The sequence below is a fragment of the Patiriisocius sp. genome (genome assembly GCF_051252435.1).
In the GTDB taxonomy this organism is placed as follows: domain Bacteria; phylum Bacteroidota; class Bacteroidia; order Flavobacteriales; family Flavobacteriaceae; genus Patiriisocius.
In genome coordinates this window covers 169,518-181,373 of the sequence record NZ_JBPOFW010000006.1, presented here as the reverse complement: position 1 = coordinate 181,373, position 11,856 = coordinate 169,518, and the positions used below count along the sequence as shown (strand labels likewise).

The 11,856-nt window shown below is 35.0% G+C and carries 11 protein-coding genes; 4 read left to right on the top strand and 7 right to left on the bottom strand.

All coding sequences use genetic code 11. The features are described 5' to 3' along the window. Nucleotides 1-21 precede the first annotated feature (21 nt). From ACSHW7_RS13650 to ACSHW7_RS13635, 4 genes are all read left to right on the top strand, one after another. Nucleotides 22-114 carry a hypothetical protein gene (locus tag ACSHW7_RS13650; protein WP_235906147.1) on the top strand — a complete coding sequence of 31 codons (93 nt, stop codon included), beginning with the start codon at nucleotides 22-24 and terminating at the stop codon, nucleotides 112-114. Between the two features lie 20 nt (nucleotides 115-134). After that, nucleotides 135-1,157 (top strand): PorP/SprF family type IX secretion system membrane protein, encoded by a 1,023-nt coding sequence (locus tag ACSHW7_RS13645; protein ID WP_435679918.1) that lies wholly within the window; start codon nucleotides 135-137, stop codon nucleotides 1,155-1,157. A gap of 205 nt (nucleotides 1,158-1,362) precedes the next feature. Then, the gene (locus ACSHW7_RS13640; RefSeq protein WP_435679917.1) at nucleotides 1,363-3,549 is read left to right on the top strand and encodes a histidine kinase; all 2,187 of its coding nucleotides are present in this window, start codon (nucleotides 1,363-1,365) and stop codon (nucleotides 3,547-3,549) included. Nucleotides 3,550-3,567: 18 nt separating this feature from the next. Then, nucleotides 3,568-4,299, top strand: coding sequence for a LytR/AlgR family response regulator transcription factor (locus tag ACSHW7_RS13635; protein WP_435679916.1), 732 nt, complete (start codon nucleotides 3,568-3,570; stop codon nucleotides 4,297-4,299). A gap of 50 nt (nucleotides 4,300-4,349) precedes the next feature. Here the strand turns inward: ACSHW7_RS13635 and murI are convergent, their stop codons facing one another. From murI to ACSHW7_RS13600, 7 genes are all read right to left on the bottom strand, one after another. Beyond that, nucleotides 4,350-5,141, bottom strand: a complete 792-nt coding sequence (murI, locus tag ACSHW7_RS13630; protein WP_435679915.1) for a glutamate racemase — start codon at nucleotides 5,139-5,141, stop codon at nucleotides 4,350-4,352. A 196-nt stretch (nucleotides 5,142-5,337) separates the two neighbouring features. Next, nucleotides 5,338-5,847, bottom strand: a complete 510-nt coding sequence (locus tag ACSHW7_RS13625; protein ID WP_435679914.1) for an OmpH family outer membrane protein — start codon at nucleotides 5,845-5,847, stop codon at nucleotides 5,338-5,340. A gap of 47 nt (nucleotides 5,848-5,894) precedes the next feature. Then, nucleotides 5,895-6,779, bottom strand: a complete 885-nt coding sequence (locus ACSHW7_RS13620) for an OmpH family outer membrane protein (RefSeq protein WP_435679913.1) — start codon at nucleotides 6,777-6,779, stop codon at nucleotides 5,895-5,897. A 35-nt stretch (nucleotides 6,780-6,814) separates the two neighbouring features. After that, nucleotides 6,815-9,379 carry a BamA/OMP85 family outer membrane protein gene (locus ACSHW7_RS13615; protein ID WP_435679925.1) on the bottom strand — a complete coding sequence of 855 codons (2,565 nt, stop codon included), beginning with the start codon at nucleotides 9,377-9,379 and terminating at the stop codon, nucleotides 6,815-6,817. Nucleotides 9,380-9,434: 55 nt separating this feature from the next. Beyond that, nucleotides 9,435-10,175 (bottom strand): isoprenyl transferase, encoded by a 741-nt coding sequence (locus ACSHW7_RS13610; protein WP_435679912.1) that lies wholly within the window; start codon nucleotides 10,173-10,175, stop codon nucleotides 9,435-9,437. 4 nt (nucleotides 10,176-10,179) lie between these two features. Continuing rightward, nucleotides 10,180-10,872, bottom strand: coding sequence for a DUF6089 family protein (locus ACSHW7_RS13605; protein WP_435679911.1), 693 nt, complete (start codon nucleotides 10,870-10,872; stop codon nucleotides 10,180-10,182). 99 nt (nucleotides 10,873-10,971) lie between these two features. Further along, nucleotides 10,972-11,856, bottom strand: a complete 885-nt coding sequence (locus ACSHW7_RS13600; protein ID WP_435679910.1) for an NAD kinase — start codon at nucleotides 11,854-11,856, stop codon at nucleotides 10,972-10,974.

The window sequence follows — 11,856 nt, the reverse complement described above, 5'->3', positions numbered from 1 at the left end:
GACGGTACCTACAACGGCAACGTGCTGCCATCGAGCGACTACTGGTTCAGGGTGGAGTACACCGAACAGGAGGTGAGAAAAGAAATAAAAGGACATTTTACCTTAAAGAGGTAACGATTAGATTAAGAAAAATTATGAAAATTAAAAAAAACTACATTGTTTTATCCCTATTGTTAAGCCAATTTGCGTTTTCACAAGACGGAATTCCAGTATATCAAGAATATCTTAGTGATAACCTTTATATACTACATCCATCCATGGCGGGTGCTGCAAGTCATAATCAAGTAAGGCTGACAGCAAGACAGCAATGGTTTGACCAAGATGAAGCCCCAAATTTACAAACCTTGAGTTTTAATGCAAGAGTAGGCGATAAAATAGGATTAGGGGGTATTGTTTATGCAGATAGAAATGGATTTCATTCTCAATCTGGTGGATATCTAACTTTTGCGTACCATTTAATGTTTTCTAGAACTGAAGCAGATTTAAATCAATTATCGTTTGGTTTAAGTGCTGGATTATCTCAAAATAGATTAGACGAGTCAACGTTTGCTACGGCTTATCCTGATGGCGATAATTTTGATCCGATTATTTCTTTAGCTGGAATTGAACAGTCAAGTTCATATTTTAATATTGATGCAAGTTTGTCTTACAACTTTTTAAATTTTTCATCTCATTTTACAGTGAAGAATTTAATATTTCAGAATAGAGACTTGTACGATCCTAGAAATGAATCTAACAATCAAAGACGCTATTTGATTTCTGCAGCTTATGCAATAGGTAGCTACGGTTCAACTTGGAGTTATGAGCCATCGTTTTTGTTTCAATTTTCAGAAGCTACGGGTGAGCAGGCGTTTGATGTAAATTTCAAAGCGTACAGAGAAATGGATTTCGGAAAATTATGGGGTGCATTGTCTTATAGAAGAAGTTTTGACGGTGCAGAGTTTATTTCTACGGGTCAAATAGATGCACAAAAGCAACAATTAATTACTCCAATTTTAGGGATTAATTATAAAGAATTTATGTTTGCTTACACATATAGTATTCAAGTTGGTGAAATAAAATTTGCTAACGGTGGCTTCCACCAAATAACATTAGGGTATGATTTCTTAGGAAATCGACCAGAGCCTTACGACTGTAATTGTCCAGCGGTAAATTAATTTTTAAAGCCTCTTTTTAGAGGCTTTTTTAATAGAACGAACTTTCTGTTATTAAAAATGGCAATGAGTTAAGAGTGGTTTAGAATGAGCCAAACTATCTTTCGGATACGTGAACTATGTAAATTTTGAACTTTTTAAATAGGTATCGTGGAATCGCAATTTTTTATCTTCTTAGAATGTGCGTATGTTTACTTTTTAAATTGTTATGAATAAATCTGTAATACTATTTTTTATCTTTTCTATGTTCGCTTTTGGTGTCCATGGGCAGATAAAGAATTATTCAAAAGATACGTTTCGGCTTAAAGGTAAAGTGCTTGAAAAGAATTCAAATTCTCCTATTTTTAAAGTAAATATTGAAATTGAAGGCGGCGATTATACTACCACAAGTGCAGATGGAACTTTTGTAATAAATGCTAGTTTAGGCGACAACTTAGTTATCAAAAGTGATGATTTTAAAACAGTGTATTACGAGGTGACTTCAAAAGAAACAGTCACCATTCTCGTCGAAAATAAAGTGTCTGCTACTGCTGTTGATTCAGGGAAATTTAACAACCAAAAAGGCTTTATAGCATATCTAGATTCGGCAAAATATTTTTCTAAAAGAGATGCAGAAAAAAGTATTGAATACATTACCAAGGCCCTAGAGAGCGACGCTGGAAAATTACCTACAAAGCTTCAAAAAAGTCTTGCTTTTGAAACCTTGGGTGATACCTACATGTATTGGCAACTCTACGATTTAGCCAGTGAGAATTACAAACGAAGTATAACTAGTCAACCCAACAACAGTCGAAATATAAAGCTTGCAGCTTCTTTTATGAAGAGTAAAAATTATCAAGAGGCAATCACACTATATAATAAATTACAAGAAAGAAGTCTGACTGCTCGACAAAAAGTTGCAGTGTTTGAAGGGCTTGGCGACACATACACTGCAATTGGAGAAATAGCCAATGGCGTTTCAAATTATAAAAAGGGACTTGAAATAGCTGTTGTTAGCGACTACAATTCATCAGTTATTGACTTAAATTCTAAAATTGCAGCAGCTTATGCGCAAAGCGGAAATAAAGAAGATGCAAATGATTACTTCGGAAATTCGCTGGATTTGTCAAAAAAGGAAAGTCCAAAACGTGCCGCCGAGGAAAAAAACAAAGTAGCCGATTTTTACAATTTAAACGGTGAGTATGAAAAGGAAATAGAACTTAGAGAACAAACATTGACCGAAGTGGAAAACCTTTCCAAAAGCGATGAAACCATTCAAGATAATCCTGCGCTTTCTCCGCAACGTCAAAATTATAAAATTGCCAATGCGTTTATTGGTCAAGAAAAATACAATGAGGCAATACCTTATTTAGAACGCAGTATAGAAGAAGCAGACAAAAAAGAAGATTTATATGTAGAGAAAGACGCGAGAAGAAAACTCTCTGAAGTGTATCGCGATATCGGTGAGTACGGAAAAGCCGCAGAAGGGTATGAACGATACGTTGAAGTCGTGGACGAGTTATATATTAAAAAAGAGCAAGAAATTTCGCAAGCTGCAAGATTTGCTCGCGAAATTTCAACTAAGCAAAATAGGATTGCAGGTCTTGAAAACGAGCGTGAATTAAATGAGAGTAGGTATAAATTGGCTTTCGAAAATCAAGAGCTCATTGAGACCAATAACCGTACTCAAAAATGGATAATCGGTTCGTTAATTGCGATTGCGCTCTTGTTGCTTTTTACTGCCTATACTCAGTTTAAAAACATTAAGCAGCAAAAGTTTGCTAATAATCTTTTAGCTTTAAAATCCTTGCGTTCGCAAATGAATCCTCATTTTATTTTTAATGCATTAAATTCTGTAAATAGTTTTATTGCGACAAACGATGAACGTGCAGCAAATAAATATTTAAGCGAATTTTCACAATTAATGCGTACCGTTTTAGAAAATAGTGAAGAGGATTTTATTCCGCTGGCAAAAGAAATTGAAATGCTTGAAATCTATACAAGGTTAGAACATTTCCGTTTTAAAGATAAATTTGATTATTCCATACATGTGGACGAAGGCTTATTGCTTGATGACTTTGTAATTCCGCCCATGTTATTGCAACCGTATGTTGAAAATGCGGTTTGGCACGGATTGCGTTACAAAGAAGAACGTGGAAATTTGACGATTGATTTTGAGAAAATTGATGCCTCAACAGTAAAAATTACTATTGAGGATGATGGAATTGGAAGGAAAAAATCTGCTGATTTTAAAACCGAAAATCAGAAACTGCAAAAATCAAAAGGGATGGGGAATATTAAAAAAAGAATTTCTATCCTTAATGAAATGTATAAAGATAAAGTTGATGTTGTAATAAGTGATGTACATGAAAATACCGAAGGAACCCGTGTGGTTCTTATGGTTAAAAAGGATTAAATATTTAAATGGTTCTATATGAAATTGAACGCAATAATTGTTGAGGACGAAGAAACGAGTAGAGAGATTTTACGAAATTACATATCTAAATATTGTCCAAATGTAACCGTTAAAGGCGAAGCGAGTAACGTGGATGATGCACTTGTGCTTATTCGAAATCACGACCTGGATTTGGTTTTTCTAGATGTTGAAATGCCCTATGGAAATGCTTTCGATTTGCTCGATAAAGTGGGTGATCGCCAATTTGAAACGGTCTTTGTCACAGCATACAATCATTACGCTATTGATGCTTTAAACGCCCATGCGGCTTATTATTTGTTAAAACCAATTTCCATTGATAAACTCATTGAAGCGGTAGATTATGTTGCCGAAATCAAACAAAAAGAAAACGAGTTGCAGGATGTTGTGCTACAACCCAAAGTGCGCCAAGTGGATGGTAAAATTACAATTCCGTTGCAAAACGGATTTGAGGTTCTAGAAATCCGAGATATTTTATACTGCCAAGCCGATGATAATTACACCCATATTTATGTAGGCGATAAAAAAAAGTTGGTAAGTAAAACGCTCAAATATTTTGAGGAGATTTTAAAGGAAAGTGGTTTTGCACGCGTCCATAAATCCTATTTGGTAAACGTCAATGCCGTGGTGGAATATAAAAAAGGAAAGGGTGGAAGTGTAGTGCTATCCAACGGAAAAGAAGTAATGGTAAGCCCATCTCGCAAAAAGGAACTGCTATCTTTTTTTAGTTAGTTTTTTTATAATTAATTTTTCTTCTGAAATATTAGACAACCTTTTGTCGATTAAAAATGTAACCTTTTGATGGTGATTTTATCTTTGTATTCTTTTAAAAGTAACGCTAGGGTATCAGTAGTTGCATTCGTAAAAAAATCAAGGAAAGGTTCCGTTTCCGAAGTATTCAAAAGTTGATTTTGTTCTAAAATCTTAAATGTGTGTCTTGCAACTGCTCCACCACTGTCAATAATTTTTACGCTTTTAGGAATCATTTTTTCAAGTTGCGGAATTAAATAGGGATAATGGCTGCAACCCAAAACTAAATGGTCAATGTTGGCAACGATCATGGGTGATAGATGTTTTTGTAGCAGTTCAATCATTTCTGGTGTTTGTAGTGAGCCTTTTTCAATAAGTGGCACTAATCCTTCACCAATAACTTCAATCACTTGTATGTCTTTTGCAAATGCTTCTGACGTATTATGAAACAGTCTACTGCTCAATGTTCCCTTTGTTGCGAGAATCCCTATAGTTTTTGTCACAGTTTGTAATGCAGCGGGTTTTATTGCCGGTTCAATACCTATAATGGGAATGTTGTAATTACTTCGTAAATAATCTATGGCATTTGTAGTTGCTGTGTTACAAGCCACAACGATTATTTTACTTCCCATTTTGAGGAGTTTCTCTACATTTTTAATGGAGAGTTGTAATATTTCCTCGGCAGATTTGTTTCCGTAGGGAGCGTTTTTACTGTCGGCTAAATAGATAGTGTTTTCAAATGGTAGTAATGCGTTAATCTCTTTCCAAATGGAAGTGCCGCCTACGCCAGAATCAAAAATACCTATGGGAGCCGTTTTGTTCATTACTGTAAATATACTATTTAGGGAATTTAGGAAGTTGTCTTATTTGAATATTATTTGATATTCTGACTGGATGTATGATAACGAAATTTAAAATTAATTTTCTTCGGAAATTTTTATAATGTTTAAAATTTCCGAAGAAAAAAATCCCAAACCACTTGTCGTGATTTGGGATTTAAAATTTATAGTTTTAGAAATTTTAGATTCCTAATTCCTTTTTTACGTCATTGATTAAGTCATAACCGTCAGCAAGGATTACACCATTTCCAGTTGCAGAGTCAAGAACATATTGATATCCTTTTGCTCTTGCTACTTTTTGGATCGCTGCACGTGCTTTTTCAAGAATAGGCTGATATACATCTACTTCTTTCTTTTGAAGATCTTGTAATGCTTGTTGTCTATAAGCACCAATGTTACGCTCCATTCCTTGAACTTCTTGAACACGTTTTGCGTTCTCTTCATTTGTCTTTGTAGTCTCTTCGCTACCGTATTGCTTTACTTTAGCTTCAAATTCTTTAACCATGTCTTTAATAGACGTGTCGTATGTTTTTTGTAATTTTTCTAATTGATTCTGTGCAGCTTTCATCTCTGGCATTGCTTCAACTAGGGCTTGAGTGTCAATATGCGCCGTTTTTGACTGAGCGTTCATAAAACTTGTAGCTCCTACAAAAAGTACTACTGCTAAGAATAATGATTTCATTGTTTTCATTGTAATTGTATTAAAATTAAGTGTTATTAAAATTTAGTTTCTATTTATTAATTTCCTCCGTCTCCGTTGGGTAATCCTGGTGCTCCACTTCCTCCCTCGTTGTTTTCTCCACCGCCGTTATCTTCTGGTGGCCAAGGTTGTCCAGCTCTTACAGCTTTTATGGAATCTCTTACACGTTGTCTTTTTTCTAAAAGCATTGCTCTTCTTGCATCATACTCAGCTTTTTTAGCCGCTCTTATTGAATCACGTTCTCTTTTTCGAGCATCCATAATTTGTTGACGCTCGCTTTGTTTAGCTTCGGTTGCTTGTTCTCTTTCTGTAACTTCTTTGTCTTCTTCCATAGAAAGATCATCTCTTGCTTGAATTTCTCTCTTCTCTCTTTTGCTAACAGCTTCTTTTCTTTTTTCAACTCTATTGATGCTTCTAAGAACAATATCGCTTATGTCGTTTCTTTCTGCAGCAAATAACATTACAACATCTGCCGATTTGTCAAAAATGAAATCATATTTTTTACCTTCAGCTACTTCCTGTACAATATTGAAAACCTGATCTTGAATAGGCTGAACCAATTGTCTTCTTTGGATTACTAAATCACCGCCCGGACCAAAACGGTCTTGTTGGTATTTAATCATTTCGTCTTCTTTAATTTTAATCTCTTCTTCACGTTCTTCAACAAGTTCTTTGGTTAAAAGAACGCGCTCATTAGTAAGATTCAATTTCATTAAATCGACTTCTTTTTGCTTCTTTTCAATGTCAGCTTTCCATCGTTGAACTTTTCCATCCAATTGAGTAGACGCTTCTTTATATTCTGGAACATTTTCAAGAATATATTCCATATCAATATATCCTATGCGTACGCCACGTTGGGCTTGTACTGCAAATGAAACAGTCATTAATGTGATCGCTAAAAGTAAAAATTGTTTAGTTTTCATAGTGATGGTTGTAGTTAAGAAAATATCGTGCCAAATTAAAATTGTTGTCCTATAATAAAGTGTGTTTCCCAGCCATTAGGTTCTGTTCCACCGAGTACTGGGTCAAATCCATATCCAAAATCAATACCCAATAATCCAAATGCGGGCATAAATATACGTAATCCTGCTCCAGCAGACCTCTTAATACTAAATGGATTATAGTCTCTAAATCCGTCGTAAGAGTTTCCACCTTCAGCAAATCCTAGTACATATATTGATGCTAATTGCTTTAAAGTTATAGGATACCTTACCTCTAACGAAAATTTATTGAAAATGGTATTTCCGTCTTGTGGAGATAATGATTGGTTGGGATATCCACGTAATTGAATAACCTCTCTACCATCTAAACTATAAGCGCCAAGTCCATCACCACCAACAAAAAATCGTTCAAAAGGTACAATCCCTCTGTCACCATTATATGCTCCCAAGAAACCAAACTCTGTTCCAGTTTTAAGGACTAAATCGTCATAAAGCTTAGTGTACCATTCACCGCTGAATTTAATTTTGTAATATTCCAGCCATTTGAATCTCTCTTGATCTATTTCAGAAATTCTATCTCTCGCATCAATAACTGCACCTTCGTTATCAATTATTTGACCTTGTGAATTAACATTTTCAAGAATAAAAGCATCTAATCCATCACGCTCATCTTTTAGTGCCTCATAATTTACTCCATTAAATGCTGAATACGGAAGCGTCATTTTTGCTGTCAAGCTGAAATTTGCTCCGAATTTAGGATAAATAGGGTTGTTACCCACATTGTTTCGGCTGAGTCCTACGGTATAGGCAAGGTTGTTTGAATACCCATCACCAAAAGTGAATAATCCCGTATTATAATTTTTAAGATTGTAATGTTGAAAGCTCACTGCATTTGAAAAAGTAAAACTATCATCAGGCCAAGTTAATCTTTTTGCAAGACCAACGGAACCTCCCGTAATTAAGAAACGCTGATCACGGTCTGCTTCTCTATTTTGAAAGTCGTACCGATATTGAACTGTGTGTGAAAAAGATGTACTCAATTGCACGGGTCTTTTTCCTCCAAGCCAGGGTTCAGTAAGTGAAATACTATATGTTTGATAAAAACTACTTGCTTGCGCACGTAATGCTAATTTTTGACCATCTCCCATTGGGATTGGTGTGTAAGCTTCTTTGTTTAATATATTTCTTAATGAAAAGTTATTGAAGGAAAGTCCAAGTGTTCCTACAAAACCACCACCACCATAACCACCTTGTAGTTCGATCTGGCTCGATCCCTTTTCAACGACAGAATATTCCATATCCAAAGTTCCATTGTTTGGATCTACATTTTTAAAGTTTGGTGAAATTTGTTCAGGGTCAAAAAAGCCAAGTTGACTTAATTCACGGATAGTTCTTACTACGTCTCTCTTACTATATTCTTGCCCAGGACGTGTTCTTAATTCACGGTAAATTACGTGGTCGTTTGTCTTTGTGTTACCAACTACAGTAATGTGGTCAAAATATGCTTTTTTACCTTCACGAATTCTGATTTCGTAATCAATAGTATCTTGGCGCACCGCAACTTCTACGGCGTTTATTTGTGAAAATAAATAACCGTTGTTTTGGTATAAGTTAGTTAAATCAAAAGCTTCTGGATCTGTATTGTCTTCAATACGTTTTTTAAGTAGCGTACCATTGTATACCTCACCTTTAGTAATCCCTAAAGTTTGGCGTAATTGACCATCTGTGTAAACACTATTCCCTAAGAACTTTATATCTCCAAAATAATATTTTTGTCCTTCCTCAATTTCAATATTGATGCCTATATTTTTTCTATTTCTCTCAAACACACTGTCTTTGATGATACGGGCATCTCTATAACCATTTGACTTGTATTTTTCAATAATTGAAGCCTTATCTTCTTCATAACCGGCTTCAGTAAATTTTGACATTTTCCATAAACGTACTGGGTTTCTACGTTTTGTGTTTTTCATGGAACGTCTCAATTTTCCGTCAGAAAGATTCTCATTTCCTTCAAATTCAAGGGGTCTTACTTTAACTCTTTTACCTTTATTGACAATGATATTCATGTTCTTGGCAATTTCGGTTCCTGTAGAATCGACTTCGGGAGTTGTACTTATGAGAACTTCAGTATTGTAAAAACCTTTTTCTACATACTTGTTTTTTATGATATTCTTTGTAGTGGTAAGTAGGTTTTTAGTGATTTTAAGTCCGGGTTTTAAATCGGTTTCTTTCTTTATTTCCTTTACAACACCTTTGCGCATTCCTTTTCCTTCAAAGGTGATTGTGTTTAGCTTAGGTAGCTCAACGATGTAGATTTCTAAATCTACTAGGTCGCCGTCCATAGCAGAAACATAGATTGCAATGTCACTAAAAAGGTTTTGTTCCCACAATTTTTTGGTTACTTCGCTTAAGCGTTCTCCGGGAATGTATATTCGCTCACCAACTTTCAAGCCTGTAAATGCAATGACAGTCATTTCATTGAAACTTTGAGTCCCAACTACTTTAATATCATTGATTTCATATTTAATACCGGAGTCTAGCTCTTTTTTTTGTGCTTGTGCTGAAAAAACCGAAAGCATTGTAAAGAGTACAATGCTATATAATTTTATATGTAATTTCAAAAACTGAATTCTCCTAAAGTTGCTCACTTGTCTTTCCAAATCTTCTTTCTCTGTTTTGATAATTCAATATTGACTCAAATAGATGTTCTTTAGTGTAATCTGGCCAAAGCACCTCTGTAAAATATAACTCGGCATACGCAATTTGCCATAATAGAAAATTACTAATGCGTTGCTCGCCACTTGTTCTAATCAATAAATCTACGTCTGGTAAATCTTTTGTATATAAGTGATTTTGTATTATTTGCTCGTCAATTTCGAACGGCGAAATTAGTCCTTTTTTAACTTTAAGACTAATCTCTTTAATTGTTTTTGTTATTTCTTCTCTAGACCCATAACTTAACGCAAGTGTCAAGGTCATTCTAGTGTTGTCTTTGGTCTTTTCAATAACATCAAACAGTTCTTTCTTTACCTTGGGTTGCAATGCATCAACGTTACCAATTGCATTTAACTTAATGTTGTTTTCTTGCAATGTTTTAATCTCTTTTTTTAAAGAAGAAACTAAAAGCTTCATTAAAAATTCTACTTCAAGTTTTGGACGGTTCCAGTTTTCAGTAGAAAAAGCATACAATGTTAAAAATGGAATGTTTATTTCGGCACATGCCTCTGTAATTTCCTTCACTGCTTTAGTGCCATTTTCATGACCCATAGACCTAAAAAGACCTTTCTGCTTTGCCCAGCGACCATTACCATCCATGATAATTGCCAAGTGCTGCGGAAGCTTTTTTATATCTATTTGATCTAAGAGACGACTCATTTTTCTAGAAATTACAATAACAGGGTTCTCGACCAAAGGTAAAGGATAATGTCAAGCCTGTAAAGACATACCAGTCGTTATTATTCACGTTACCAAAACGGAGTTCTTCTGCATCGGCAAGTCCTTTTACTGGATAACTCCCATCAAGATCATCAGTAAAGGTATAGCGTGCGCCAATTTCAACGGCCGCTATTAATTTTGTGCTTATTGTGGCTTTGTAACCGACAGTCATGGGTATTGCGAAAGAGCCTGCTTGTTCATAATCTTTGTAAACTCCATCCCCTGTGATATATGAAGCTTCATATAAAAAATAAGTGATTCCTGTGTATAAATAAGGAGTTGAAACTGGGTTTCCTGTATTTAGATTAAATTCCCAAAAAGTATATTCCAGGCCAAGAGAAGCTTCTTTAATTGAGTTTTGAAAGGAATAACCTCTCTGTTGTCTTCTTTCTTCACTACTTTCTCTGTCGTCACCTTCGGCTTTTGCGTAAGTTGCTGAAAATCTAAATGAATGACGTTCGCTTCGGTTCCATTTAAAGATGCCGCCAACCGCGAGTGTGTTTGGATTTATGTAAGCTGTATTTCCTACGTCGCCAATAACATTTGCTCCACCCACAAAACCTCCTATTTCGTAGGTTTGCGAATGCGCGAAAAATGGGCAAATTATAAGTAAAATTAGGGCTGCTAAATACCTCATAAAAGTTAAAAAGTTTGCAAATATAATAATAAACTTGTCTTTACCCCATGATAAGGGAAAGACTCTGATTTGTAAACCTTTTTTGAAGTATTTTATTGTCTAATTTCTCTTGTCTTCTCCCCAAAGCAATTTTTTTCTGAGGGTTTTAACAAAACTTTCATCGTTGAGTTGGACAAGTTTGATTTTGAAAGGAGCTTTTTGAATTTTTATTGAAGTTTCATTATCAAGGGCAAGAATTCGAGAATCTAAAGAGCACAAATATTCTTTCTCCCTTCCCGTAACTTTCAAAGTAATTTTACTGTCTCCTTGCACTACTAAGGGTCGCGCGCTCAAATTATGTGGCGCAATTGGCGTTAAAATAATACAATCGTTTGTTGGGTCGATAATTGGACCTCCACAACTCAAAGAATATCCAGTAGAGCCTGTGGGTGTGGCTACTATTAATCCGTCTGACCAATACGATGTTAAGTATTTGTCATCAATAAATGTCTCCACTTTAATCATTGAAGTGGTGTTTTTTCTATTTATTGCTACTTCGTTCAAAGCAAAATTTAACGGTACTATTTCTTGATGTCCCGGGTCTGTTTCAATGGAGAGTAATGTTCTTTCTGAAATGTAATAATCACCTTCTAAAATTTCAGAAATACTTTCGGCAATATTTTCTTTTTGTATCGTGGCTAGAAATCCTAACCTTCCCGTGTTGATCCCTACAATAGGAATATTTAAATCTCTAACAAATGTGACAGATTTTAAAATCGTACCATCACCGCCTATGCTGAAAAATAAATCATACGAGCTGTCGAGTTTTGCAAACGTTTCAATATTCGACAAATCTGAATGAAATTTTTTATGTTCATTCATCATTGCCAAGAAATTTTCTTCAATTACAATAGTCACATTTCGGCGTTGCAAAACATCTAAAATTGATTGAATGTGCTGCTCGCTGTTTTCATGATAAAATTGACCGTAAATCGCTATTTTCAT